This is a genomic window from Enterococcus sp. C76, assembly GCF_040886985.1.
Classification (GTDB): domain Bacteria; phylum Bacillota; class Bacilli; order Lactobacillales; family Enterococcaceae; genus Enterococcus_B; species Enterococcus_B lactis.
This window is the reverse complement of sequence record NZ_JBFOEY010000004.1, coordinates 148,678-173,316: the sequence shown is the minus strand read 5'-3', so window position 1 is coordinate 173,316 and position 24,639 is coordinate 148,678. Positions and strand designations below refer to the sequence as shown.

The window sequence follows — 24,639 nt, the reverse complement described above, 5'->3', positions numbered from 1 at the left end:
ATAATTCTGTTGTAATGGTTAGCAATTATTAATATTTTTGAATTTGTTACAACAAAAGTAAATAGGAGGTATAAATATGGTAGGGATTATCCTAGCAAGTCATGGACAATTTGCTGAAGGAATCTTACAATCCGGTTCAATGATCTTTGGCGAACAAGAAAACGTCAAAGCCGTGATTTTGAAACCAAGTGAAGGTCCAGATGACTTGAGAGCCAAATTGGAAGAAGCGGTTGCTTCTTTTGATAATCAAGACGAAGTGTTATTCTTAGTTGATTTATGGGGCGGAACACCGTTCAATCAATCAAACACATTATTCGAAGAGCACAAAGATAAATGGGCAATCGTCAGCGGTTTGAATTTGCCAATGTTGATTGAAGCCTATGCATCACGCTTTTCAATGGAATCTGCTCATGAAATTGCAGCGCATATCATTGAAACAGCAAAAGATGGTGTAAAAGTGAAACCGGAAGAATTAGAACCGGCAGAAGCACCGAAAGCAGCAGTTGAAGACGCACAACCTAAAGGAGCACTTCCAGAAGGAACTGTGGTCGGAGACGGGAAAATCAAATATGTATTAGCTCGTGTTGACTCACGTCTGTTACATGGACAAGTTGCGACAGCTTGGACAAAAGCAGTGCAACCAAACCGTATTATCGTTGTTTCAGATGCAGTATCAAAGGATGATCTGCGTAAGAGACTAATCGAACAAGCTGCTCCTCCAGGTGTAAAAGCAAATGTTATTCCTATTAGCAAAATGATCGAAGTCGCAAAAGACCCTCGTTTTGGAAATACCAAAGCATTGCTTTTATTTGAAAATCCTGAAGACGTATTGACAGCTGTTGAAGGTGGCGTGGACATCAAAGAATTAAATGTTGGGTCAATGGCGCATTCGGTTGGTAAAGTCGTTGTAAGTAAAGTATTGTCTATGGGACAAGAAGATGTTGAAGCGTTTGAGAAGCTTGAACAAAAAGGTGTGAAATTCGATGTACGTAAAGTACCTAATGATTCACGCGATAACATGGATGACATTTTGAAAAAAGCAAAAGCTGAATTAGCAAAAGCGTAATAAATAATATTAAAATTTATAGGAGGCTTATCATGTCTATTATTTCAATAATTTTAGTCGTATTAGTTGCCTTTCTAGCTGGTATGGAAGGTATTCTTGATGAATTTCAATTTCATCAACCACTAGTGGCATGTACATTGATCGGTTTAGTTACCGGTAACCTCGAAGCTGGTATCGTACTTGGCGGTACGCTTCAAATGATCGCTTTAGGTTGGGCAAATATCGGTGCCGCTGTAGCACCAGATGCTGCATTAGCATCAGTAGCATCAGCAATTATTTTAGTTTTAGGTGGACAAGGTGTTAAAGGTGTTCCTTCTGCGATCGCGATTGCCGTTCCTTTGGCTGTTGCAGGGTTGTTTTTAACAATGATCGTACGTACAATCGCTGTTCCAATCGTTCATTTGATGGATGCAGCTGCTGAAGAAGGAAACATCCGTACGGTTGAAATGTGGCACATCATTGCTGTATGTTTACAAGGGGTTCGTATCGCGGTCCCAGCAGCAGCATTGCTATTTATCCCAGCACAAACTGTGCAATCATTCCTTGAATCAATGCCAGCATGGTTAACAGATGGTATGGCTATCGGTGGGGGAATGGTCGTAGCTGTAGGTTACGCTTTGGTAATCAACATGATGGCTACAAAAGAAGTATGGCCATTCTTCATTATCGGTTTCGTTGTAGCTGCAATTTCTCAATTAACATTGATTGCTCTAGGTGCTTTAGGTGTTGCATTAGCTCTTATTTACTTGAACCTTTCTAAAATGGGTGGTTCATCAAATAATGGAGGCGGAAGCAACTCTGGTGACCCTTTAGGCGACATTTTGAATGACTATTAATCTTGAAGGAGGAAAATAAAATGGCAGAAGAAAAAATCAAATTATCAAAAAAAGATCGTTTAGCTGTTGCATGGCGCTCTACCTTCATTCAAGGTTCATGGAACTACGAACGTATGCAAAACGGTGGCTGGGCATTTTCTATGATTCCAGCAATCAAAAAATTATACAAAACAAAAGAAGAACGTTCTGCAGCATTGAAACGTCACTTGGAATTCTTTAATACACACCCATACATTGCTTCTCCAATTTTAGGGGTTACATTGGCACTGGAAGAAGAACGTGCGAATGGCGCACCTGTTGATGATGTAGCGATTCAAGGGGTTAAAGTAGGTATGATGGGTCCTTTAGCTGGTGTTGGTGACCCAGTGTTCTGGTTTACAGTACGTCCAATGCTAGGTGCACTAGGTGCTTCATTAGCTATGGGAGGAAATATCCTTGGACCAATCATCTTCTTCTTAGGTTGGAACATTATTCGTTGGGCATTCATGTGGTATACACAAGAATTCGGCTACAGAGCTGGTTCTAAAATTACGGATGACCTTTCTGGCGGATTATTACAAGACGTAACAAAAGGTGCTTCTATTTTAGGGATGTTCGTATTAGCTGCCTTGGTACAAAGATGGGTATCAATCAAATTCTTACCAGTTGTATCAACTGTAAAATTAGATAAAGGTGCTTACATCGAATGGGATAAATTACCTTCAGGTGGTGAAGGAATCAAGAGTGCATTTGAACAAGTTAATAATGGCTTAGCCCTTTCTCCTGAAAAGGTAACAACGTTACAAGACAACTTAGACCAATTGATTCCTGGTTTAGCTGCATTAGGATTAACATTGTTCTGTATGTGGTTGCTTAAGAAAAAAGTTTCTCCAATCGTTATTATCCTTGGCTTATTCGTAGTCGGTGTTGTAGGACACGTCATCGGACTTTTATAATCCATAAAAATATAGCTCGGGCGTTGTCCCGAGCTTTTTTTATATAGTATACTGTGAATAAACAGATATTTGGAGGGAGAAAATGGTTCAATCAATCAATACAAAAGTAGACTTAGTAATTGACGCTACTTCATTTACGGGGCTGACAGATTACGGACAAATCATGATAGGCGATAATGGCTTTGAATTTTACCATGCGCGAGATAGACGCAAATATATCCAAATTCCATGGGAAGAAGTGGATTATGTACTAGCATCGGTCATGCTAAAAGGAAAATGGATTCCTCGATATGCCATTCAAACGAAAAAAAATGGTACATACACATTTTCTTCCAAAGAACCTAAAAAAGTACTTCGTGCGATCAGAGAATATGTAGATGAAGATAGAATGGTACAGTCATTGAGTTTCTTTGATGTAGTGAAACGTGGTATCCGTAGCATGTTTAAACGCAAATAAAAAATAAAGAAAACTTCTAAGGGGAGGTTTTCTTTATTTTTTGCTTTGCAGAAGAAAATATGAAATAGCAGAACCAATTATTTGTCCCCTTTAAATCCCTTATGCTAAAATTGATTAGCAAAGAAGGAGGTTATATTATGAGTTGGTTATGGACATTGATTGTTGGAGCTGTGATCGGAGCGATTGCAGGTGCAATCACCAGCAAAGGAAATTCGATGGGCTGTATCACGAATATCATTGCTGGATTAGTTGGTTCAAGTATTGGACAAGCGATTTTCGGCGAATGGGGACCAAAAGCTGCAGGTATGGCACTTATTCCATCTATTTTAGGCGCAGTGATTTTGGTAGCAGTTGTCTCGTTTTTCTTTGGAAAACGGTCATAAGTTTTTTACAAAATAGTAAACTAAAAGGAGTTGCAGCGAGACTGTGACTCCTTTTTGGCTTTCTTTCTTTAAAAGAAAAAGAAGTTTTCCGGAAATTTTTATTTAACTGTCGTGTACGAAGAAAAGTTTGCTATAATAGAAAAAAGCGTGCAAAGAAAGAGGGAGTTTCATTATGATGCTACGTGTAGAAAAATTGCGCAAAAAAATGCAAGAAGAAAATTTGGATTCATTTTTGGTTACCAGTCCGTACAATCTTCGTTACTTAACGAACTTTACAGGTACGACAGGATTAGCTGTTATTACTTTGGAAAAAGCATTTTTTATTACTGATTTTCGTTATACCGAGCAGGCGGCAGCGCAGGCTCAAGGGTTTGAAATTATTAAAAATGTCGGACCTATTTTTGATGAGGTAGCAAACTTAGTACGCAAAGAAGAACTGCACTCATTAGCTTTTGAGGAAACAACAGTCTCATTTTTAGAATATTCGGTTTTAGAAGAAATCATCGATGCGGAATTAGTACCTGTTTCACAGATGATTGAAGAACTTAGAGAAGTGAAAGATGAAGAAGAAATCGCCATTATCGAAAAAGCATGTAATATTGCGGATATGGCTTATGATCACATCCTGAAAATGATCCAACCGGGCATGACTGAGATTGAAGTCGCAAATCAACTAGACTTTTATATGCGTTCTCTTGGCGCTTCAGGTGTTTCTTTTGATACGATCGTTGCTAGCGGATTGCGTTCGGCTATGCCGCATGGTGTAGCAAGCAAGAAACTCATCGAACAAGGTGACTTGATCACGTTGGATTTTGGCTGCTATTACGAAGGGTATGTTTCTGATATGACACGTACATTCGCTATTGGTGATCCTGGAGAAAAATTAAAAGAAATATATCAAGTAGTTCTAGATGCGCAATTAGCGGTTATTGATGCTGCGAAACCAGGAATGACTGGTGTACAATTAGACGCAGTTGCTAGAGATTATATTTCAAAACATGGTTACGGTGAAGCATTTGGACATTCTACAGGACATGGGATCGGTCTGGAGATCCACGAAGGACCGAATGTTTCTTCTCGTGCGGAAAAGCAATTTGTACCAGGAAATGTAATTACTGACGAGCCAGGGATCTACTTACCAGGAATCGGTGGGGTACGTATTGAGGACGATTTGCTGATCACAGAAGATGGCAATCGTGTATTGACTCGTTCACCAAAAGAATTGATCATCTTATAGTCTCGTCCATAAAAGAAGTAAGCGTAAAAATCAGTGTTCACAGACTTTGTTATAGAAAATCGCTTGATTTAATGATACACTATAGAAGAACTTTTAAGCTGTAAGAGATAATAAAGTTGGATATTTTCTCCAATTCATAGCAATTTGCAGCTGATCGGCGGCAGTTTTTTTACCAAATGATCATTATAGCCGCATCATAGAGAATTCGGATGTATCTCGTGCTTAGGCAAAGGGAGGAATAAATAAATGGCAGATGAAAAAAATTTGATTTTAAACGCAAACCAAGATTTGGGAGAGATCGTGATTGCTCCTGAAGTCATCGAAGTAATCATCGGGATTGCTGCTTCTAAAGTAGAAGGCGTATATGGAATGCGCGGAACTTTTGCCAGCAATGTCACTGAATTATTAGGACGAGCAGCTCACGGAAAAGGTGTTTACTTGGCAAATGAGGAAGATGGCTTGAAAGTAGATCTTTACTGCTACCTGGAATATGGTGTTTCAGTTCCTAAAGTTGCAATGGAAATGCAAGAACGGGTTAGCCAGCAAGTCCTTTTCATGACAGATATCGATCTAGCTGAAGTCAATATCCATGTAGTAGCTGTTGTTCCTGAAAAATTAGAACAACCAACAATCGAAGAACTTTTTGAAGACGAAGAGGAAGAGAATGAATAAAGAATTATCAAGACACGAGATTCGGGAGATGGCATTGCAGGCTTTATTTCCGTTAGACTTCAATGCAGACCTAACAAAAGAAGATGCGATTTTCAACGCAATCGAATTAGACCACCGCGACATGATCAATGAAGATGAATCAGAGTTTGTTCCTGTTTATCTTGATACGCTAGTTGGCGGTGTCTGTGCAAAAAAAGATGAATTGGATAAAGTGATCGAAAAACATTTGAAAAACAATTGGCATATCAATCGGATCTCAAAAATGGATTTGGTGATCTTGCGTATCGCGATTTTTGAAATGACTTATGTGACAGATGTACCAGCGGCTGTTGCTTTAAATGAAGCAATTGAGTTGGCAAAAACATTTAGTGATGACCGTTCGCGTAAATTCGTCAACGGTGTTTTATCCAATGTATTAAAAGAATTAGAAGCTGGGGCGTAAGTCCTAGCTTTTTTCTGTGAATCATCATAAACCTGTTATAAATCGGGAAAATTCTATGGTAGAATGAAAACACAAAAAATATCTGGGAGTGGTTAGATGGCAGAATTGATTAACGGAAAAGAATTAGCTGAAAAAATGCAGGCAGACATTGCTGAAAAAATCCAAAAATTGAAAGATAATGGTATCCATCCCGGATTAGTTGTTTTATTGGTAGGGGAAAATCCAGCCAGTCAAATCTATGTAAGAAATAAAGAACGCGTAGCAAAAGAAATCGGAATCCATTCATCAGTAGAGCGTTATCCTGAGACGATTTCTGAAAACGAACTACTTGCAGAAATCGAAAAATACAATCAAGATCCTAGATTTCATGGTATATTGGTCCAATTACCATTGCCAAAGCATATAGATGAAGAAAAGATCCTGTTAGCTATCCGTCCTGAAAAAGACGTAGACGGTTTTCATCCAATGAATTTAGGCAGACTCCTTGCGGGTAAACCGGACAAGATTCCTTGTACGCCATATGGCATCATGAAAATGTTTGAAGCTTATTCTATCGATCCGGCGGGTAAACGAGCAGTAGTTATCGGACGAAGCAATATCGTCGGCAAACCGATGGCTCAGCTGCTCTTGATGGTAGATGCAACTGTTACTGTTGCTCATTCTAAAACCGAAAATCTGGCTGAACTGGCACAAGAAGCAGATATCTTAGTCGTAGCGATAGGACGTGGACATTTTGTCACAAAAGAATTCGTAAAACCAGGTGCTGTAGTGATCGATGTAGGGATGAACCGTGATGCTAACGGTAAGCTGATCGGTGATGTGAAATTTGATGAAGTGGAGCCTATTGCAGGCTGGATCACTCCTGTGCCAAAGGGTGTAGGGCCAATGACTATCACAATGCTGATGTATCAAACCGTAAAATCTGCCGAAGCTTTTGGAGCAGGTGAATAAATGGCACAAGAATATTTAACTGTCACTACATTAACGAGGTATTTGAAACGTAAATTTGATGCCGATCCTTATTTAGAACGGGTATATTTAACCGGTGAAATATCGAATTTCCGTTTACGCGCCAATGCCCATCAATATTTCAGCTTAAAAGATGATCATGCAAAAATATCTGCTATTATGTTCAAAGGTGCATTCCAAAAATTACGATTCCAGCCAAAAGAAGGAATGAAAGTCCTTGTTGTTGGGCGTATTTCACTCTATGAAGCGGGAGGTTCGTATCAAATCTATGTAGAGCACATGGAGCCTGATGGAATAGGTGCTTTATATCAAGAATTGGAAGAACGAAAAGAAAAGCTGATGAAGGAAGGCCTTTTTCAAGGTCCTAAAAAAATGTTGCCGCGTTTCCCAAAGCGAATCGCGATTCTTACCAGTCCAAGCGGAGCGGTTATACGCGATATCATCACGACGGTGAAAAGAAGGTATCCAATTGTCCAATTGGTTTTGTTCCCAACCGTTGTACAAGGGAATCAAGCAGCGGACAATGTTGTCAAAAATATCCGACGAGTAGAAGAGATGGGCGATTTTGATACAATGATCATTGGTCGTGGGGGCGGATCGATTGAGGATTTGTGGCCGTTTAATGAAGAACGGGTTGCCCGAGCGATTTATCAAGCCGATACGCCGGTGATCTCATCTGTGGGACATGAAACAGATACTACGATCGCTGATTTAGTAGCAGATGTTCGGGCTGCTACTCCAACAGCAGCTGCAGAATTAGCTGTTCCTGTTTTGTCAGAAGAGTTGATGCGCATTCAAGAACGGCAAGCTAGATTGCAGCAGGCGTTTGTACGCCAGATCCAGCGCAAACAAGAACGGTTCGAGCGTGCTCGACGTTCCTATGTCTTTCGGCAGCCTGAAAGATTGTATGAAGGACAGACCATCAAATTAGATCAATTGAAACAGCGATTATATCAAGCTACACAGCAGATTTATCATGCAAAAGAAAAGCAAACGATCGCGTTAAGCCACCAATTGGAACAAGTGGCTCCGCTTTATCGAGTCAAAGCAGCCCGCCAAGAAACTGCTTATCTAGAAAAACGTTTAGAAGAGAAAATCCAACAATATATGAAACAACAGCAGCAGCGTTTTGCTCAAGCTGTTCAATCTCTTGATTTGTTGAGTCCATTGAAAATCATGGGAAGAGGCTACAGCTATACGACGTTAAATGATCAAGTAGTAAAAAGTGTCTCCGAGATTCATCAAGGGGATTTGCTGACAATCCATTATCAAGATGGAATCGTTAAAGGACAAGTACAAGAGATAGATAAAGGAGAATAAGAATATGGAAAATCCAACTTTTGAAGAGTCACTGCAAGAATTAGAAAAAATCGTCATGCAGCTAGAACAAGGAGACGTTCCATTAGAATCAGCTCTAGATTCGTTTAAACGAGGAATGGAATTAAGCAAACATTGCCAAGATACCTTAGCTAAAGCAGAAGAAACTTTGACGAAAATGATGACAGAATCAAATGAAGAAGTTGATTTTGACGGAAACGAGGAAAGCTGAGATGAGATTAACTGACTTTTCAGCTATTCATCTACCTGCTGTAGAAAAAGAAATCTTGTCTTTTTTAGATGAACATACGACGGATAGAGCACTCTGTGATGCGATGACTTATTCAGTGAAAGCAGGTGGAAAAAGAATCCGTCCCTTATTACTTTTAGCGGCCGTTGCTTCCTTTGATGAGCCTATCGATGTTCCCGTCTATCAAGTAGCAGCTGCTTTAGAAATGGTGCATACGTATTCCTTGATCCACGATGATTTGCCTGCGATGGACAATGATGATCTTCGAAGGGGAAAACCTACCAATCACAAAGTATTCGGCGAAGCGTTAGCTATATTGGCTGGAGATGGTTTACTGACAGGCGCATTCCAGCTGATCAGTATGGCACACTTGGGTCATTCTCCTAAGCTTCTGTTGCTTCAGCAATTAGCTGTTTGTGCGGGATCACAAGGTATGGTGGCTGGACAAGCTGCAGATATCGAAGGAGAATCAAAAAAGCTTTCATTAGAGGAATTAGCATTTATTCATGAAAGAAAGACAGGACGTTTGATTCGTTATGCCTTGCTAGCTGGAGGTATATTAGCGAAGCAACCTGAAGAAATCTTATTGCTACTTCAACGATTAGCCGAACATTTAGGTTTGGCTTTCCAGATAAGAGATGATCTACTTGATGTGATTGGTACAACGAAAACGTTAGGGAAAACAGCTGGCAAAGATGAACGTATGGAAAAAAACACTTACCCGCGTTTATTAGGACTAGAAAAGACACATGAGGCGTTGGAGATTGAGTTGTTGTCCGCTAATAAGATCATAGACAAATTAGATGAGGACGTTTTTTCTTTTGATGGCGGGCTGATGCGCCAGATGATCAAGCAATTTGATGTGGAGAAATGAGGGAAAGAATGGAAAAAGAACGCGTAGATGTATTAGCGGTCAAACAAGGATTATTTGAAACAAGAGAACAAGCCAAACGTTCAGTTATGGCTGGTTTGATTTACAACGAAAAAAACGAGCGGTTTGATAAACCGGGAGAAAAAATTCCAGTAAGTAGTGAATTAAGAGTCAAAGGTAAAAAACTTCCTTATGTTTCTCGGGGTGGATTAAAATTAGAAAAAGCGCTCAAAGCATTTGATCTATCTGTTGAAGGAAAAACATTGTTAGATATCGGTGCTTCCACTGGCGGATTTACTGATGCAGCTTTGCAAAATGGCGCTAAAATGAGTTATGCTTTAGATGTCGGTTACAATCAGCTAGCTTGGAAAATCAGACAAGATCCTAGAGTCGTCGTAATGGAAAGAGTGAATTTTCGTTATGCAAAACCCGAAGACTTTACCTTAGGGATTCCAGAAGTTGCTGTCATCGATGTTTCTTTTATTTCACTAAAACTGATGCTGCCTCCATTACATGCTATTTTAAAAGAAGAGGGAGAAGTGATTGCCTTAATCAAACCCCAATTCGAAGCAGGCAGAGAATCTGTAGGGAAAAACGGAATTGTTCGTGACGCACAGACCCATCAAAAAGTTTTAGAAGACATTTTGTCATTTGCGGCACAAGGTGGATATGATGTGCTGGAAGTAAGTTATTCTCCAATCACGGGGGGAGAAGGAAATATCGAGTTCTTGGCTCACTTGAGGAAGGTACCTGAAAGCGGCACGATCAATCCAGCTATTAATATGGCAGAAGTGGTTTCAAACGCACACGAACAGTTTGACCATAAATAAATTGTAACTGTGAAAATCAAGTGAGAAGTATGCGGATTCTTCTTTATTATACCAAGGAAATAAGCTATCATTGGTTAAGAAGAATAAGCTAAGGAGCGAAGACGTAATGAGAAAAAAAGATCGGCATCGTTTGATTACTCGATTGTTGAGTGAGCAAGATATCCGAAAGCAGGAAGAATTTGTTGAAATCCTGAAAAGCAAAGGAATATCTGTTACTCAAGCTACGATTTCCAGAGATATAAAGGAACTAAAACTGATTAAGGTACCGGCCTCAGATGGCGGCTACCGTTATAGTATACCAGCTGAAACAAATGAAGATGTAAATACTAAATTGGAAAAACTGTTAAAAGACGCTTTCGTAGCAGTTGACCAAATGGAAAAATTTGTTACTTTGAAAACTTTGCCGGGGAATGCTTCGGCAGCAGCGAATTTGATCGATAAGCGCTACAAGAAAGAATTATTTTCGATTATCAATGATGACGATAATGTTTTGATGATTACACGAACTGAAGACCAGGCAGTTTTACTAAAGAAAGACTTCCTGCATTACCTTTAAGTTGAGGAGCGAATGTGATGCTACAAGAAATCAGTATTACTAACTTTGCGATTATTCCGGAATTGCGGCTTTCTTTTCACGAAGGAATGACCGCGCTGACCGGAGAGACTGGTGCGGGTAAATCCATCATTATCGATGCTTTAGGTTTGTTAGCAGGAGGAAGAGGTTCAAGCGATTATATACGTCAAGGCGCAGAAAAATGCATTCTTGAAGGATTGTTTGAACTTCCGAAACAAGAAGGATTCTCTGAATTGATGGTTGAATTAGGTATCGAAACGGATGAAGACAATCTGATCGTTCGACGAGATATGTCGTTGACTGGAAAAAATGTTTGCCGAGTGAATGGTCACATCATCACGCTAGCTAATCTAAGGAAAATCGGCAGTTATTTAGTGGATATCCAAGGGCAAAACGAACATCAGGAACTGCTCCAGCCTGAATCACATCTTGCTTTATTGGATCGTTTTGGAGATGCAGCTTTCCAACAGAAGAAAAAGAGTTATCAGCAAGAATATACCTCTTATCGTGAGCTGGAAAAAAGGGTACGAAAAGTGCAGCAAAATGAAAAATCCTATGTTCAGAGAATAGATATGCTCCATTTCCAGCAAGAAGAAATAGCTGCTGCTGATTTGCAAGTCGGAGAAGAAGAGAAATTAAAAGAAGAAAGAGAAAAACTTAGCAATTATCAAAAAATTGCTGATGGATTAGCTGCAGGCTACGGAGCACTGACGAATAATGAACAAAACAGTGTAGATGGCGTTGGCTTGGCCGTTGCAGAATTGCAAGGGATCGCACATCTAGATGTGGAGTATGAAGCAATTTATGAAAATATCCAAAGTGCTTACTATTTGTTACAAGATGCAATCGGAGACATGAGTCGTCAAATCGATTTGTTGGAGTTAGATGAGAACCGTTTAGAAGAAGTGACTCAACGTTTAGAATTAATCCGACAGTTGAAACGCAAATATGGCGAATCCATTGAGTCGATATTGGCTTACTATGACGAAATCACCGAAGAGCTAGCTTCTTCTGATTTTTCAGAAGGTCAATTGGACAAAATGAAAGAGGAACTAGAGCAAAAAGAGCTTCTACTTCAGCAACAAGCCGCAGATCTTCATGAAGCGCGTAAAAAAATCGCAAAAGAATTGGAAAAATCCATTCTGCATGAATTAAAAAGTCTGTATATGGAAAACACTGAGTTTGAAGTACGTTTCTTAAAAGAAGAAAACAGACAATTGAATCATGATGGGTTTGACCAAATCGAATTCTACATTACGACCAATCCAGGAGAGCCGCTGAAGCCTTTAGTGAAAGTCGCTTCTGGTGGCGAATTATCTCGGATGTTACTGGCTTTAAAAACGATTTTTTCTTCTGAGCAAGGTGTGACAAGTATTATCTTTGATGAAGTGGATACAGGTGTAAGTGGAAGAGTTGCACAAGCCATCGCGGATAAAATTTCTCAAATATCGAAATACTCTCAAGTTTTGTGCATCACTCATCTACCGCAAGTCGCCGCAGTCGCCGACTATCAATATTATATCGTGAAAGCAGTGATTGATGGTCGTACGCAAACTTCTGTTTCAGAATTGAAAACAAAAGAAAGAGAAGAAGAAATTGCACGCATGCTAGCTGGAAGTGAGATTACAAAACTGACACTCGAACATGCAAAAGAACTATTGCAACTCGCAAGAAGGACCTGATCCACCTCGTAGTGGTTCAGGTCCTTTTTAGCAGCTGATAGCTATATTTTATTTTTTACATGACACTCATGACAGCAGTCAATACAACAGACCCAATCGTTAAAATCAGCATCGTCCAAATGACAAATTTTGTTACTTTAGCAAAAGTACTTGTTTGTTTTTTTTCACGCATTGTTTTCAACCTCGTAATTAATTAGTTAATCCAAGTGTACAATCTTTTTGTCTTTTCTACAAGAGGTCTTTTTTATAAAAACTTCCCTTTTTTTAAATAATAGGTAGTTACGATACAAATAAATAATGTTAATAGGACTAGCCAGATAAACGCATCATCTCTTTCAGCAATGGGTAGCTTGATGTTCATCCCATAGATACTTCCGATGATTGTTGGTATAGTTAATATAATCGTTAAAGAAGTTAAAATTTTCATAATATTATTCAAATTATTCGATACAATTGCTGAAAAAGTCTGATTCATTTGTTCTACTAGTTTTAATTGAATGCGAGAAGTAGTCATTGCTTGCTCTGTTTCTACCAATACATCACGCAGATGGTTTTTCAACGCATGATTTTCTTGGAAAAGTTTATTTTGCGCTAATTCTTTCAATGCATCTAAATTAGCAGAAGTCGCTTCTCTGAAATAAACAAGGCTTTTTTGGATATCCATGATTTGATAAAGTTGTTTGTTTTCAGTTGATACTTGAAGTTTGGCTTCCAAAGTATCGCATTGAGATTGAAGCGTAGCTAAATAACTGTTATAAGACAGTGTAACCTGCCAGATGAATTGAAAGAAGATATTGAGATTGGGTGAAACATCGCTTTTTGGAAAGGTTTGACTAAAGACTTTCTTTAAAAATAGTGGTTCATGATTCGTAATTGTGATAAGCTTCTTTTTGGGCGTCAAAATGATAGAGAGCGGGTATGTATCCACTTGAAAATAACCGCTAGGACTTGTTTTAGCAAACGGATATTGTAACAATAATAACGCTGGTTTTGTCAACTTTGATTGATTGAATTCTTCTGTACGGGAATTTTCTGCATCGTCCAATATGGAAGTGATGTAATCTGACGGAATTTCAAATTGATGTGTCAGCTGATGAATCTCTTCTTGATTGGGACGTTCTACACAATACCAGATCGTTTGGTCAGTTTCCTTTCCGGTATTACGCAGTTTCTCATTATCTAATGTAAAATATTTGATCATGATTTTCCTCCTGTTGCCTGTTTCTTTTATTATAACGGATAGGGGATTGGAATACATGGAATGTGTTTGTAAGATATAGAATATAACTGCATAAATTTAAATAAAATGAAACAGTTGTGTAAAGTATATACAGTATACTTGAAGCAACGATAAAAAAGGAGTTTACGTTCATGGGCACATTCACACCACTTATCTTGTTTTGGTATATTTACCCGGTAATCGTTTTGTTTGGTTGCCAATTTCTTGTAAAATTATTTTCGTTAAATCGTCGTTTTAAAATAAAAGCCCCTGATTTGGCGATTCCTTTTTTGTGGGGCGGTATGCATGCGTTGTCTAGAAACACAGCGACAATTTCTATCCTGCCGTTTTTCTTTATTTCTGTTTTACTAATGGGCATCTGTATTGCTGTTTTTCAAGCATATTATTATGAAGAAATCATTTATCCGCGTTATTTCAAGATGACTTGGCGTTTGGTATTTCTGCTGACGATCGTCTTGTACGCGGTCTTGATCATTGTGAATATACTTTCTTACCTATGAAAAAAGCAGAAAAGCTGTAAAAAGTCTTTTAAAAGGCTTTTTGCAGCTTGATTCTTAAAAAAATGTTTATGAATAAAAAAAGTTGTTCCCGGATTTCCTAGAAAAGGTGGTAGAAAGTGGGGGATTGTGGTAGACTAATTTTAGTTAGTGGAGGAATGGGGGGCTTTCAATGTTGATGGGTGAATTCCAACATAATATTGATGCAAAAGGACGTTTAATCGTTCCCTCAAAACTTCGTGAAGAACTTGGCGAAAAGTTTGTTCTGACACGCGGATTGGATGGTTGTCTTTTCGGCTATCCGATGAGCGAATGGGAAAATCTGGAAGCTAAGCTGAACGAAATGCCGTTGGCTAAAAAAGACGCACGTACATTTGTGCGATTCTTCTATTCGGCTGCCACTGAATGCGAACTTGATAAACAAGGACGGATCAATATACCAAGCACGTTAAGAAATTATGCAGCTTTGACAAAAGGGTGCGTAATCATCGGCGTATCTAACCGAATTGAAATTTGGGATGAGACACGATGGGAAGATTTTTCTGCAGAAGCAGAAGAGAATTTTGACGAAATTGCTGAAAATATGATTGATTTCGGACTATAAGAATAGGAAGAGGCTGACTAATGACTGAAACATTTCAACACTATACAGTCATGTTGAAAGAAACGGTAGATGGATTGAACATCAAACCGGATGGCGTTTATGTAGACTGTACACTCGGCGGTGCCGGACATAGTGAATATTTATTGAGCCAACTAAGTTCTAAAGGGCACCTGTATGCGTTTGACCAAGATCAAAAAGCAATCGATCACGCCAAGCTGCGTTTAGCTTCTTATGTCGAACAAGGGATGGTCACATTTATCAAAGCGAATTTCAGAGAATTAGAAGAACGCTTGAGTGAGTATGTAGATAAGGTAGATGGTATTTTGTATGACTTAGGGGTTTCCTCTCCTCAACTAGATGAAGCAGAACGTGGATTTAGTTATCATCAAGATGCACCCTTGGATATGCGTATGGATCAGTCAGCTCCTTTAACCGCTTATCACGTAATTAATGAATATTCCTACCATGAATTAGTAAAGATTTTCTTCCGCTATGGCGAGGAGAAATTTTCCAAACAAATTGCTCGTGAAATCGAACGAGTACGAAAAACAAAACCAATCCAAACAACTGGTGAGCTTGTCGAAATCATTAAACAAGTCATCCCAGCTCCCGCAAGAAGAAAAGGCGGGCATCCTGCAAAAAGAATTTTTCAAGCTGTGCGGATTGCAGTAAATGACGAACTTGGTGTCGAAGAGGCCTCTTTAGAACAGGCAATCCGGTTATTGAAAGTCAATGGAAGAATCAGTGTGATCACATTCCACTCATTAGAAGACAGAATTGTCAAAAGTATGTTTAAAGAATATAGTACGGTTCAAGATTTACCACCGGGACTTCCTGTCATACCTGACGAATTTCAACCGGAACTGAAAGTCATTACTCGTAAACCAATCCTTCCTTCAGAGGAAGAGTTAGCAGAAAACAATCGATCACGCAGTGCAAAGTTACGTATTGCAGAAAAAATAAGAATGAAAGAGGAGTAGAATGATGGCAGAATTAAAGAAAATGCAAGAGTACGAATATGATTTACCTGAATTGGTGGATCAGCCAGAACAACAAATGCCAGATTCTTCTTCGAATCAAGAAATCATTCTTCCACAATCACCAGCAAAACGATTGAAGCAGATTTCTGCTTTGGAAAAAATTGCTGTGGCAAGCGTGGCGATTGCTATTGTTGCTTTGTGTGTTTTAACAGTCATGTTGCGTACAAATATCAGCGGAGCTGAAAAAGAAATCACATCAATACAAACAGAAATCAATGATAAAAAGCAAGAAAAAACGAGTTTAGAACAAGAAAAAAATGAACTTTCTCGTACTGAACGGATTAAACAAATCGCAGAAGAAAAAGGATTGTCTATTAATGACGACAATTTAAGGAAAGTGAAGTAAATGAGTCTTAAAAATAAAATTCGGCGGTTTATGGAAAAGAAAAATCTAAATCCGATGAACAATCGCAAAAAAGTAGGTATCATTTTATTTGCTACGAGTATTGGATTGTTCTTTTTATTTGCCGTCCGTTTCTCGTATATCGTTATTGGAGGTCATGTTGCTGGTACCTCATTAGCTGAAAAAACAAAACAGTTGTACCAAGGAAGTGAAGTAGTAAAAGCAAAAAGAGGAACGATTTATGATCGTAACGGTGTGGCGCTCGCAGAAGATGCCTCCTCTTATTCAATTAAAGCGATACTCTCAAAAACATATACTTCTGGGGATAAAAAACTGTATGTCGAAGAAAAGAATTTTGATAAAATAGCAGAAATCCTGCATAAGAATCTTTCTATAGACAAAAAAGATGCACTGAATATTTTAGAAGACGGCGCAAAAAAAGAGCTGTATCAAGTTGAATTTGGTAGCTATGGGAAAAATATCTCCCAAGAAACCAAGCAAAACATCGAAGCAGATATGAAAAAAGAAGGTGTCGCTGGTCTTTACTTTGTCGACCATCAGGCTCGGATGTATCCAAATGGCGTCTTTTCTTCTCATTTTATCGGATATGCAGTTCCAGACAAAGATGAGAATGGCTTAGTTGGTAAACTAGGTTTGGAGTCTGCTTACAATGATATTTTGAGCGGTAAAGATGGTAAGATTATTTATCAAAAAGATAATTTTCAAAATCCTCTGCCAGGTACAGTAGCAGAAGAAGAAAAAGCTGTTGATGGACAAGATATCTACACGACTTTGGACAGTAGACTACAAAGTTATTTGGAAACACTGATGGATCAAGTAAATGAAGAATATCAACCGGAAGAATTGACAGCAGTCTTGATGAAAGCAAAAACTGGAGAGATTTTGGCGATGGGGCAGCGTCCTACTTTCAATCCCGAAACAATGGAAGGTTTGACTGGAGAAGATGCTATCTGGCGTAATTTCTTGGTACAAGATAGTTATGAGCCAGGATCAACCATGAAGGTTTTCACTACTGCAGCCGCTATCGAAGAAGGAGAATTCAACGAGAATGAAACCTTCCAATCTGGAAAAATCCAAGTAGAAGATGCGACGATCAATGACCATGACTTTGGTGAAAAAGGTGTGCTGACCATGCGTCAAGCTCTTTCATGGTCAAGTAACGTCGGGATGGTCATACTGGAACAGCGATTAGGCGGACGATGGTACAATTATTTACAAAAACTAGGATTTGGACAAAGTACCCATTCTGGATTAGATGACGAAGTAAATGGTGCTTTGCCTACATCAAATATTGTCGACCGAGCAATGAGTGCTTATGGACAAGCGGTAGGTGTGACGAATTTCCAAATGATGAAAGCTTTCACTTCTATTGCGAATAACGGTACAATGATTCAACCTCGATATATCAGCAAAGTAGTGGATCCTCAAACTGGAGAAGAGCGAACAACTCAAACAGAAGTTCTAGGACAACCTTTTTCAAAAGAAACAACAGAAAAAGTCCGTGAATATATGAGAGATGTTGTCGAAAGCGAAAACTACGGTAGTGCTTATGGCGTATATAGTGTACCTGGATACAATGTATCGGCAAAAACCGGAACAGCCCAAATCGCTTCTGATACAGGGGGATACCAAACAGGAGATACAGCCTACCTGTATTCGATTGTGGAGATGGTTCCTTCTGAAGATCCAGACTATGTCTTGTATCTAACAATGAAACACCCTAAGACATATGATCGAATGGCTTTGGCTAAAATCGCAAATCCATTGATGAAACGGGCAATGGATTTTAAAGAAACTGAAGAAGATACGGATACAGAAACCAAAACAGAAAAAGTATCCGTAGCCGATTATCGTAATCTAGAAGCAGATGTTGCAGCAGCGGATGCTCAAAAAAGCGGACTGCAACCTGTCGTTATCGGTAACGGGAAAAAAGTACAAAAACAATCTACTGCCAACGGTGATCAGTTGATCTCTGGAGAAAAACTGATTCTATATACTGGCGGCGACAAGCTGATGCCTGATGTAACTGGATGGTCAAAAGCAGATATCATGAAGCTAGGGAAAATCCTTGGTATCGAAGTTAGTTTTGATGGGGATGGTTATTGTGTCAAACAAGAACTTGCTCCATATGAAAAAATCACAAAAGAAAAACTTAATTTTACTTTAGAAGAATAAGAAGAGAAATAGGAGAGAAATGAGCATGGAATGGACACAAGCATTGATTCCCATTGTCAGCAGTTGTGCAATGACGATTGCCGCAATGCCGCTATTTATTGGTTACTTTCAAATGAAAAAGCAAGGTCAGGCGATTCGCGAGGAGGGACCAAAGTGGCATAATATCAAAGCCGGAACTCCTACAATGGGCGGCTTAGTGTTTCTGATCGGCTCTATTTTGACAGGGATTTGGGTTGGAGCTTGGCAAAAACAGCTGACTCCTACTCTTTTCATCTTGCTTTTTGTATTAGCATTATATGGAGTAATTGGTTTTCTTGATGATTTTATAAAGATCTTCAAGAAAAGAAACATGGGGCTGAACTCGAAACAGAAACTGATTGGACAGGTTCTAGGGGGAATCATCTTTTATCTTGTTTACCGTTCTGAAGGCTATCCAGGTGTATTGAATTTCTTTGGGCTGGATCTGCCTTTAGGAATCATTTATGGGGTTTTCGCTATCTTCTGGCTTGTTGGATTTTCAAATGCGGTCAATCTGACGGATGGTATCGATGGATTAGTTGCTGGCTTAGGCAGCATATCTTTTGCAGCTTACGGTCTGATTGCTTGGCATCAGCATCAGTATGATGTATTAATCATTTGTCTCAGTGTCTTAGGTGGTTTACTTGGATTCTTCGTCTATAACCGGAAACCTGCCAAGATTTTTATGGGAGATGTTGGTTCATTAGCTTTGGGCGGACTTTTAGCGGCAATTTCTATGATGCTGAACCAAGAGTGGACATTGCTTTTGATTGGCTTGATTTATGTTATGGAAACTGCAAGTGTGATGCTTCAAGTTACATCCTTTAAACTTACGGGAAAACGAATTTTTAAAATGTCTCCAATCCACCATCATTTTGAAATGTGCGGATGGTCGGAGTGGAAGATTGATACAGTTTTTTGGTTGATCAGCATTGTGACTTCATTGATCACATTATGGATCGTTTGGTAGGAGATGACAGGAAATGAAAAAAATATCAACATATGAAAATAAAAAAGTGCTTGTCTTAGGACTCGCAAAAAGCGGAGTAAGTGCGGCCAAATTATTACATGAATTGGGCGCACTTGTCACCGTTAATGACGGAAAACCTTTTGATGAAAATCCGGAAGCACAAGAATTGCTTTCTTTAGGGATAAAAGTAATAACAGGCAGTCATCCAATCGAATTACTAGATGAAGAATTTTCGTTGATGGTCAAAAATCCTGGGATTCCCTACAGCCATCCTTTAGTAGCAAAAGCCCAAGAAATGGGTATTCCGGTAATTACGGAAGTGGAGCTAGCTTACGAAGTAGCGGAATGCCCAATTATTGGGATTACAGGAACGAATGGAAAAACCACGACAACAACGATGACTGGACTACTACTGAATGCAGGCGTAGACAAAGGAGTTGCACGTCTAGCAGGAAATATTGGGTATCCAGCAAGTGGTGTCGCGCAAGAAGCGAAACCAGAAGATAAAATCGTGATGGAGTTATCTAGTTTTCAACTCATGGGAATCACAGATTTCCATCCTCATATAGCGGTGATCACCAATATTTATGAAGCACATATTGATTATCATGGGACAAGAAAAGAATACGTCAAAGCTAAATGGAACCTTCAAAAAAATATGACAGCTGAAGATTATCTGGTTCTTAACTGGAATCAGTCAGAACTACAAGAATTAGCGCAAAGAACAAAAGCACGCGTCCTGCCTTTTTCGACAAAAGAAGTGTTGGAAGACGGTGTGTATGCTGACGATCACGCAATTTATTATAAAAAAGAAAAAATAATGGAAATCTCTGAACTTGGCGTACCAGGTACGCATAATGTAGAAAATGCGTTAGCTGCTATTACTGTAGCAAAATTGTATGGTATATCAAATGAAGCTATACGACAAACGTTGCATTTATTCCATGGCGTGCCACATCGTACGCAATATGTAGGAGAAATCCAAGGCAGAAAATTTTATAATGATTCAAAAGCAACCAATATTTTAGCGACTAAAATGGCTCTAAGCGGATTTGAAACGGCTAAGGTCGTGTTATTGGCAGGCGGATTAGATAGAGGAAATACATTTGATGAATTGGTTCCTTCACTAAAAGGAATCAAAGCAATGATCGTATTTGGTCAAACAAAAGAAAAATTGATCGATGCTGGAAAAAAAGCAGGCATCGAAACGATAGTAACAGCCGATTCTGTAGAACAAGCAGTTCCTTTAGCATTAGAAAACAGTACAGATGGTGATGTGATTTTATTATCACCAGCGAATGCCAGCTGGGATCAATACCCTAATTTTGAAACTAGAGGAAACCGATTCATGGAAGCTGTGAATCAATTAAAATAGAAAAAGTAGAAGCGAGCGATAAAAAATGAAAATTTTGGTTACAGGCGGAGGAACGGGAGGACATATTTATCCGGCTCTTGCCTTTGTCAATTATGTGAAGACTCAAGAACCGAATGCTGAATTCATGTATGTGGGAGCAAAACGTGGTCTGGAAAATAAAATTGTCCCTGATACAGGAATGCCTTTCCATACTTTGGAGATTCAAGGCTTTAAACGAAAAATTTCCATGCATAATATCAAGACAATCCGATTGTTTCTTAAGAGTATCCGTCAAGCAAAAAAAATCCTCAGTGATTTTCAACCAGATATCGTTATCGGTACTGGAGGATATGTATCCGGAGCGGTAGTGTATGCTGCATCAAAAATGGGAATTCCAACTATTATCCATGAACAAAACAGTGTACCAGGTGTTACCAATAAATTTTTAAGCCGATATGTGGATCGGATCGCTCTTTCATTCAAAGATGCGGCTCCTTTTTTTCCCGAAAACAAATCAGTCCTTGTAGGTAATCCTCGAGCACAAGAAGTAGCAGATACTAAAAAATCAGATATTTTGAAAACATTTGGGTTGGATCCAGAAAAGAAAACAGTTTTGATTTTTGGCGGCAGTCAAGGAGCACTTAAAATCAATCAAGCGGTATCGGTTTTTTTAAGTGAATATATTCCTTCCTCTTATCAAGTCTTGTATGCTTCAGGAGAAAGATATTATGACGAAATCCTAAATAAAATAAATCCTGAAATACAAAACATTAGTGTCCAGCCTTACATCAAAAACATGGCAGAAGTCATGGCTTCGAGCAATCTGCTAGTGGGACGTGCTGGAGCAACTTCGATCGCAGAATTTACAGCTTTGGGGCTTCCGGCAGTGCTGGTTCCCAGTCCATATGTTACGAATGATCATCAGACTAAAAATGCAATGAGTCTTGTTCATGCAGGAGCAGCAAAAATGATTGCGGATAATGAGCTAACGGGTGAATCACTAAGTCAGACAATTAACGAAATCATGGATGATGAAGAATTGCAAAAGCAAATGTGCCGAGCTTCTAAAGAACAAGGCATCCCTGATGCTTCAAAACGTCTTTATGACGTAGTGAATCAAATAATCAAAAAATAAAGGCGGTGGTCTTAGTGAGTAAGAAAAAAGAACCTAGAAAATTGTCTCATCCGTCTTCTGATGAAAACAATTTGACTCCTTGGCAAAAGGCTAACCGAAAATATCTGGCAGAACAAGGGATGAAAAACCAAGAGCCAAAAAAAGAAGACACACCATTAGACACACCCCTTTCAGATTCTGAAGAAGAAAGAACGGTTCAAGAGGAACAGCAAGAAACAAGCCAGTCCGAGAAAAAAATCGAATTTTTTGAAGAGATCAAGCAAAAGAAAAACGGTGGCCCGTATAACGGTTCTTTTTTGAATCGTCTCCCCAATTTAAAAAGTCAAAGGCATAAAGTACTGTTTCGTCGGTTAGCATTGATTATTACTGTATTGGGCATACCGCTGATTTTTTTGATCTATTATGTTTCTCCTTATAGCAAGCTACAAGCAGTTGCAGTGTCAGGTAATAAGGTAGTCAACAGTCAGGAAATCATCTCTGATACCAAATTGTCATTGGGAGAAAATGTCTGGGGGCAGTATTTCGATCGATCCACTTATATCGAACGGCTAAAAAAAGCACAGCCGAGAATCGAAAAAGCAGCTATACACTTCAAAGGGATAAATGAGTTCGATTTGGATGTGACAGAATATAAAGAAATCGCTTTGATTGCAAAAGATAATCAATACTATCCAGTAATTGAAAATGGAACAGTATTAGATGAAAAAGTAGCAAATCCTACAAAAAATCTCCCTATCTTAGAAGAGTTCAAAGATTCAGCAAAAATCAAAGAATTAACAAAGCAATACAATCAGTTATCATCAGAATTGCAAAAAGCAATCTCTGAAATCAAGTATACACCAAGAGCAAGTAATAAAAACCTGATCCAATTGAACATGAATGATGGCAATCAAGTCATTGTAAATATCAATAATCTTGCGAACCAAATGAAATATTATTCGCAAGTAGCCAAAGACATGGATGAAAAAGGTGTGATCGACATGGAAGTTGGCATCTACTCATATCCTTACAGCAGTACTCAAGAAACGGCAGAATCGGACCAAACGGAAGAAACAACTGGAAGTGAAGAAAACGCGGATCAAACAAATGGGTCAAGTGAAGAGGCAGAAACGCAAGCAGCAGATACACCTGAATCGTCTGATACAAACGGCTCATCTGATTCAAATAATTCAAGTGAAACAAGTCAAATAGAAGACAATCCAAGTACAACTCCGTCAAGTTTAAATGAAAATTGATAAAACAACTTTAAAAAGTAAGAATGTACTTTCTAAAAACCAGTAATTTATGGTAGAATTGAAAGCAGTGAATATATCTATTAATAAGTATATTTTAAAACGGACGCTAGTTGTTCGCTTGTATATGGAATAGTAAGTAGGAGGGAATCCCATTCATGGCAAAAACAGGAATGTATGTAGGCCTTGATATTGGAACGACATCTGTTAAAGTTGTCGTGGCTGAATATATCGACAGCCAAATGAATATTATTGGAGTAGGAAACGCAAAATCAGAAGGGATTAACCGAGGCATTATCGTTGATATCGATAAAACGGTCCAAGCGATACAACGAGCAGTACGACAAGCAGAAGAAAAAGCAGGTATCCAGATCAAAGGCGTAAGTGTCGGTTTGCCAGCAAACATGCTTGAAGTAGAAAATTGCCAGGGAATGATTGCAGTTAACGGAGATTCAAAGGAAATCACCGATGAAGATGTCAGAAATGTGGCTTCTGCTGCCCTTGTTCGTTCAATACCTCCTGAACGTCAAATCGTGTCAATTTTGCCACAAGATTTTACTGTCGATGGATTCGAGGGGATCAAAGACCCTCGTGGAATGATCGGCGTAAGATTAGAAATGTACGGTCTGTTGTTTACCGGACCAAAAACGATCATCCATAACATACGTAAATGCGTGGAAAACGCCGGATTAATCGTCAATGAAATGGTGATTACTCCTTTAGCGCTGACAGAATCAATTCTTTCTGACGGAGAAAAAGATTTTGGTACGATCGTTATTGATATGGGTGGTGGCCAAACGACAACAGCTGTTATGCATGATAAGCAATTGAAGTTTACCAGTCTCGACCAAGAAGGTGGCGAATTTGTCACTAAAGATATCTCTATTGTATTAAATACGTCTTTTAACAATGCAGAAGCGTTGAAAATAAATTACGGGGATGCATATCCAGAACGGACATCACCAGATGAAGAGTTTCCAGTAGATGTAATTGGCCAGTCAGAACCAGTGAAAGTCGATGAACGCTATTTGTCAGAAATTATTTCAGCTCGTATGGAACAGATTTTCAACAAAGCAAAAGATGCATTGGACCAAATCGAAGCATTAGAGTTGCCAGGTGGCGTCGTATTGACAGGCGGAGCTGCTAGTCTTCCAGGTGTTGTGGACTTGGCGCAAGAAATCTTCGGCGTAAATGTGAAACTGTATGTTCCAAATCACATGGGACTGAGAAACCCGGTATTTACAAATGTAATAAGTATCGTTGATTATTCAGCAAACTTGAGCGAAGTGTATCAATTGGCAAAAATTGCTGTTACAGGTGAGACCTCAGCAGCTCGTCAAATGGTAGTTGAACAAGAAACAACAAACACATATGAAAGCTATGAAGCACCTGAAGAAACAGTCTACGATGAGCCGGAACCAAAAGAATCCGGAGAAAATGTAAAAAATAAAATCAAGGGTTTCTTTACAAATATTTTTGATTAATTCAT

27 protein-coding genes are annotated in these 24,639 nt (G+C 38.9%); 25 read left to right on the top strand and 2 right to left on the bottom strand.

What is annotated here, in order from left to right; genetic code table 11:
• Positions 1-76: 76 nt before the first annotated feature.
• From AB3I00_RS07180 to recN, 15 genes are all read left to right on the top strand, one after another.
• The gene (locus AB3I00_RS07180; protein ID WP_002289456.1) at positions 77-1,066 is read left to right on the top strand and encodes a mannose/fructose/sorbose PTS transporter subunit IIB; all 990 of its coding nucleotides are present in this window, start codon (positions 77-79) and stop codon (positions 1,064-1,066) included.
• Positions 1,067-1,098: 32 nt separating this feature from the next.
• On the top strand, positions 1,099-1,902 hold the full coding sequence (locus AB3I00_RS07175) for a PTS mannose/fructose/sorbose transporter subunit IIC (protein ID WP_002310261.1): 804 nt from the start codon (positions 1,099-1,101) through the stop codon (positions 1,900-1,902).
• 20 nt (positions 1,903-1,922) lie between these two features.
• On the top strand, positions 1,923-2,837 hold the full coding sequence (locus AB3I00_RS07170; RefSeq protein WP_002310262.1) for a PTS system mannose/fructose/sorbose family transporter subunit IID: 915 nt from the start codon (positions 1,923-1,925) through the stop codon (positions 2,835-2,837).
• 82 nt (positions 2,838-2,919) lie between these two features.
• Entirely contained in the window at positions 2,920-3,294 is a 375-nt protein-coding gene (locus tag AB3I00_RS07165) for a DUF956 family protein (RefSeq protein WP_002286668.1), read from the top strand.
• A gap of 137 nt (positions 3,295-3,431) precedes the next feature.
• Complete coding sequence (locus AB3I00_RS07160; RefSeq protein WP_002291892.1) at positions 3,432-3,677, top strand: GlsB/YeaQ/YmgE family stress response membrane protein; 246 nt, start codon at positions 3,432-3,434, stop codon at positions 3,675-3,677.
• Between the two features lie 172 nt (positions 3,678-3,849).
• Positions 3,850-4,914 carry a Xaa-Pro peptidase family protein gene (locus AB3I00_RS07155; RefSeq protein WP_002315415.1) on the top strand — a complete coding sequence of 355 codons (1,065 nt, stop codon included), beginning with the start codon at positions 3,850-3,852 and terminating at the stop codon, positions 4,912-4,914.
• Positions 4,915-5,160: 246 nt separating this feature from the next.
• On the top strand, positions 5,161-5,586 hold the full coding sequence (locus tag AB3I00_RS07150) for an Asp23/Gls24 family envelope stress response protein (RefSeq protein WP_002291889.1): 426 nt from the start codon (positions 5,161-5,163) through the stop codon (positions 5,584-5,586).
• Complete coding sequence (gene nusB, locus AB3I00_RS07145; protein WP_002286662.1) at positions 5,579-6,028, top strand: transcription antitermination factor NusB; 450 nt, start codon at positions 5,579-5,581, stop codon at positions 6,026-6,028. The genes AB3I00_RS07150 and nusB overlap by 8 nt, the downstream gene beginning before the upstream one ends.
• Before the next feature lie 96 nt (positions 6,029-6,124).
• Complete coding sequence (locus AB3I00_RS07140; protein ID WP_368024996.1) at positions 6,125-6,979, top strand: bifunctional methylenetetrahydrofolate dehydrogenase/methenyltetrahydrofolate cyclohydrolase; 855 nt, start codon at positions 6,125-6,127, stop codon at positions 6,977-6,979.
• Entirely contained in the window at positions 6,980-8,317 is a 1,338-nt protein-coding gene (gene xseA / locus AB3I00_RS07135; RefSeq protein WP_368024995.1) for an exodeoxyribonuclease VII large subunit, read from the top strand.
• A gap of 4 nt (positions 8,318-8,321) precedes the next feature.
• Positions 8,322-8,546 carry an exodeoxyribonuclease VII small subunit gene (locus tag AB3I00_RS07130; protein WP_002286657.1) on the top strand — a complete coding sequence of 75 codons (225 nt, stop codon included), beginning with the start codon at positions 8,322-8,324 and terminating at the stop codon, positions 8,544-8,546.
• Position 8,547: 1 nt separating this feature from the next.
• Positions 8,548-9,438 carry a polyprenyl synthetase family protein gene (locus tag AB3I00_RS07125; RefSeq protein ID WP_024636550.1) on the top strand — a complete coding sequence of 297 codons (891 nt, stop codon included), beginning with the start codon at positions 8,548-8,550 and terminating at the stop codon, positions 9,436-9,438.
• Positions 9,439-9,446: 8 nt separating this feature from the next.
• Complete coding sequence (locus tag AB3I00_RS07120; protein WP_368024994.1) at positions 9,447-10,265, top strand: TlyA family RNA methyltransferase; 819 nt, start codon at positions 9,447-9,449, stop codon at positions 10,263-10,265.
• Between the two features lie 106 nt (positions 10,266-10,371).
• Positions 10,372-10,821: an arginine repressor gene (locus tag AB3I00_RS07115; protein WP_002291879.1), complete on the top strand. Its 450-nt coding sequence runs from the start codon at positions 10,372-10,374 to the stop codon at positions 10,819-10,821.
• A gap of 17 nt (positions 10,822-10,838) precedes the next feature.
• Entirely contained in the window at positions 10,839-12,521 is a 1,683-nt protein-coding gene (gene recN, locus AB3I00_RS07110; RefSeq protein WP_047927753.1) for a DNA repair protein RecN, read from the top strand.
• A gap of 55 nt (positions 12,522-12,576) precedes the next feature.
• On the opposite strand, the gene AB3I00_RS07105 is transcribed toward recN, so the two are convergent.
• Together AB3I00_RS07105 and AB3I00_RS07100 are read right to left on the bottom strand one after the other, a co-directional pair.
• Positions 12,577-12,693: a DUF4044 domain-containing protein gene (locus tag AB3I00_RS07105; RefSeq protein WP_002291876.1), complete on the bottom strand. Its 117-nt coding sequence runs from the start codon at positions 12,691-12,693 to the stop codon at positions 12,577-12,579.
• Positions 12,694-12,765: 72 nt separating this feature from the next.
• Positions 12,766-13,722: a magnesium transporter CorA family protein gene (locus tag AB3I00_RS07100; protein WP_002291874.1), complete on the bottom strand. Its 957-nt coding sequence runs from the start codon at positions 13,720-13,722 to the stop codon at positions 12,766-12,768.
• A gap of 170 nt (positions 13,723-13,892) precedes the next feature.
• On the opposite strand from AB3I00_RS07100, the gene AB3I00_RS07095 reads away from it, so the two are divergent.
• The 10 genes from AB3I00_RS07095 to ftsA all read left to right on the top strand — a co-directional run bounded on the left by AB3I00_RS07095 (position 13,893) and on the right by ftsA (position 24,634).
• A complete protein-coding gene (locus tag AB3I00_RS07095) occupies positions 13,893-14,261 on the top strand; it encodes a DUF3397 domain-containing protein (protein WP_002291871.1) in 369 nt (122 codons plus the stop codon).
• A gap of 169 nt (positions 14,262-14,430) precedes the next feature.
• Positions 14,431-14,862, top strand: a complete 432-nt coding sequence (gene mraZ, locus AB3I00_RS07090) for a division/cell wall cluster transcriptional repressor MraZ (RefSeq protein ID WP_002291870.1) — start codon at positions 14,431-14,433, stop codon at positions 14,860-14,862.
• Positions 14,863-14,882: 20 nt separating this feature from the next.
• The gene (gene rsmH, locus AB3I00_RS07085) at positions 14,883-15,842 is read left to right on the top strand and encodes a 16S rRNA (cytosine(1402)-N(4))-methyltransferase RsmH (protein ID WP_368024993.1); all 960 of its coding nucleotides are present in this window, start codon (positions 14,883-14,885) and stop codon (positions 15,840-15,842) included.
• A 4-nt stretch (positions 15,843-15,846) separates the two neighbouring features.
• Positions 15,847-16,248: a cell division protein FtsL gene (gene ftsL, locus AB3I00_RS07080; RefSeq protein WP_002297992.1), complete on the top strand. Its 402-nt coding sequence runs from the start codon at positions 15,847-15,849 to the stop codon at positions 16,246-16,248.
• Positions 16,249-18,441, top strand: a complete 2,193-nt coding sequence (locus AB3I00_RS07075) for a penicillin-binding transpeptidase domain-containing protein (RefSeq protein WP_002310275.1) — start codon at positions 16,249-16,251, stop codon at positions 18,439-18,441.
• Positions 18,442-18,466: 25 nt separating this feature from the next.
• Positions 18,467-19,429 carry a phospho-N-acetylmuramoyl-pentapeptide-transferase gene (gene mraY / locus AB3I00_RS07070; protein WP_002291862.1) on the top strand — a complete coding sequence of 321 codons (963 nt, stop codon included), beginning with the start codon at positions 18,467-18,469 and terminating at the stop codon, positions 19,427-19,429.
• Positions 19,430-19,442: 13 nt separating this feature from the next.
• Positions 19,443-20,804: a UDP-N-acetylmuramoyl-L-alanine--D-glutamate ligase gene (gene murD / locus AB3I00_RS07065; RefSeq protein ID WP_123861058.1), complete on the top strand. Its 1,362-nt coding sequence runs from the start codon at positions 19,443-19,445 to the stop codon at positions 20,802-20,804.
• A 25-nt stretch (positions 20,805-20,829) separates the two neighbouring features.
• Entirely contained in the window at positions 20,830-21,918 is a 1,089-nt protein-coding gene (gene murG, locus AB3I00_RS07060; RefSeq protein ID WP_123838044.1) for an undecaprenyldiphospho-muramoylpentapeptide beta-N-acetylglucosaminyltransferase, read from the top strand.
• A 14-nt stretch (positions 21,919-21,932) separates the two neighbouring features.
• Complete coding sequence (locus AB3I00_RS07055) at positions 21,933-23,153, top strand: cell division protein FtsQ/DivIB (RefSeq protein WP_368024992.1); 1,221 nt, start codon at positions 21,933-21,935, stop codon at positions 23,151-23,153.
• 155 nt (positions 23,154-23,308) lie between these two features.
• The gene (gene ftsA / locus AB3I00_RS07050) at positions 23,309-24,634 is read left to right on the top strand and encodes a cell division protein FtsA (RefSeq protein WP_002291855.1); all 1,326 of its coding nucleotides are present in this window, start codon (positions 23,309-23,311) and stop codon (positions 24,632-24,634) included.
• Positions 24,635-24,639: the final 5 nt, after the last annotated feature.

Bases quoted from the DNA above. Each gene is read 5' to 3' on its own strand.
- mraY (WP_002291862.1), top strand. From the start codon at position 18,467: ATGGAATGGACACAAGCATTGATTCCCATTGTCAGCAGTTGTGCAATG.
- AB3I00_RS07100 (WP_002291874.1), bottom strand. From the start codon at position 13,722: ATGATCAAATATTTTACATTAGATAATGAGAAACTGCGTAATACCGGA.
- ftsA (WP_002291855.1), top strand. From the start codon at position 23,309: ATGGCAAAAACAGGAATGTATGTAGGCCTTGATATTGGAACGACATCT.
- AB3I00_RS07160 (WP_002291892.1), top strand. From the start codon at position 3,432: ATGAGTTGGTTATGGACATTGATTGTTGGAGCTGTGATCGGAGCGATT.
- AB3I00_RS07180 (WP_002289456.1), top strand. From the start codon at position 77: ATGGTAGGGATTATCCTAGCAAGTCATGGACAATTTGCTGAAGGAATC.
- murD (WP_123861058.1), top strand. From the start codon at position 19,443: ATGAAAAAAATATCAACATATGAAAATAAAAAAGTGCTTGTCTTAGGA.
- AB3I00_RS07120 (WP_368024994.1), top strand. From the start codon at position 9,447: ATGGAAAAAGAACGCGTAGATGTATTAGCGGTCAAACAAGGATTATTT.
- AB3I00_RS07165 (WP_002286668.1), top strand. From the start codon at position 2,920: ATGGTTCAATCAATCAATACAAAAGTAGACTTAGTAATTGACGCTACT.
- AB3I00_RS07075 (WP_002310275.1), top strand. From the start codon at position 16,249: ATGAGTCTTAAAAATAAAATTCGGCGGTTTATGGAAAAGAAAAATCTA.
- AB3I00_RS07150 (WP_002291889.1), top strand. From the start codon at position 5,161: ATGGCAGATGAAAAAAATTTGATTTTAAACGCAAACCAAGATTTGGGA.
- nusB (WP_002286662.1), top strand. From the start codon at position 5,579: ATGAATAAAGAATTATCAAGACACGAGATTCGGGAGATGGCATTGCAG.
- recN (WP_047927753.1), top strand. From the start codon at position 10,839: ATGCTACAAGAAATCAGTATTACTAACTTTGCGATTATTCCGGAATTG.
- xseA (WP_368024995.1), top strand. From the start codon at position 6,980: ATGGCACAAGAATATTTAACTGTCACTACATTAACGAGGTATTTGAAA.
- AB3I00_RS07115 (WP_002291879.1), top strand. From the start codon at position 10,372: ATGAGAAAAAAAGATCGGCATCGTTTGATTACTCGATTGTTGAGTGAG.
- mraZ (WP_002291870.1), top strand. From the start codon at position 14,431: ATGTTGATGGGTGAATTCCAACATAATATTGATGCAAAAGGACGTTTA.
- ftsL (WP_002297992.1), top strand. From the start codon at position 15,847: ATGGCAGAATTAAAGAAAATGCAAGAGTACGAATATGATTTACCTGAA.
- rsmH (WP_368024993.1), top strand. From the start codon at position 14,883: ATGACTGAAACATTTCAACACTATACAGTCATGTTGAAAGAAACGGTA.
- AB3I00_RS07125 (WP_024636550.1), top strand. From the start codon at position 8,548: ATGAGATTAACTGACTTTTCAGCTATTCATCTACCTGCTGTAGAAAAA.
- AB3I00_RS07170 (WP_002310262.1), top strand. From the start codon at position 1,923: ATGGCAGAAGAAAAAATCAAATTATCAAAAAAAGATCGTTTAGCTGTT.
- AB3I00_RS07140 (WP_368024996.1), top strand. From the start codon at position 6,125: ATGGCAGAATTGATTAACGGAAAAGAATTAGCTGAAAAAATGCAGGCA.
- AB3I00_RS07175 (WP_002310261.1), top strand. From the start codon at position 1,099: ATGTCTATTATTTCAATAATTTTAGTCGTATTAGTTGCCTTTCTAGCT.
- AB3I00_RS07095 (WP_002291871.1), top strand. From the start codon at position 13,893: ATGGGCACATTCACACCACTTATCTTGTTTTGGTATATTTACCCGGTA.
- AB3I00_RS07155 (WP_002315415.1), top strand. From the start codon at position 3,850: ATGATGCTACGTGTAGAAAAATTGCGCAAAAAAATGCAAGAAGAAAAT.
- murG (WP_123838044.1), top strand. From the start codon at position 20,830: ATGAAAATTTTGGTTACAGGCGGAGGAACGGGAGGACATATTTATCCG.
- AB3I00_RS07105 (WP_002291876.1), bottom strand. From the start codon at position 12,693: ATGCGTGAAAAAAAACAAACAAGTACTTTTGCTAAAGTAACAAAATTT.
- AB3I00_RS07130 (WP_002286657.1), top strand. From the start codon at position 8,322: ATGGAAAATCCAACTTTTGAAGAGTCACTGCAAGAATTAGAAAAAATC.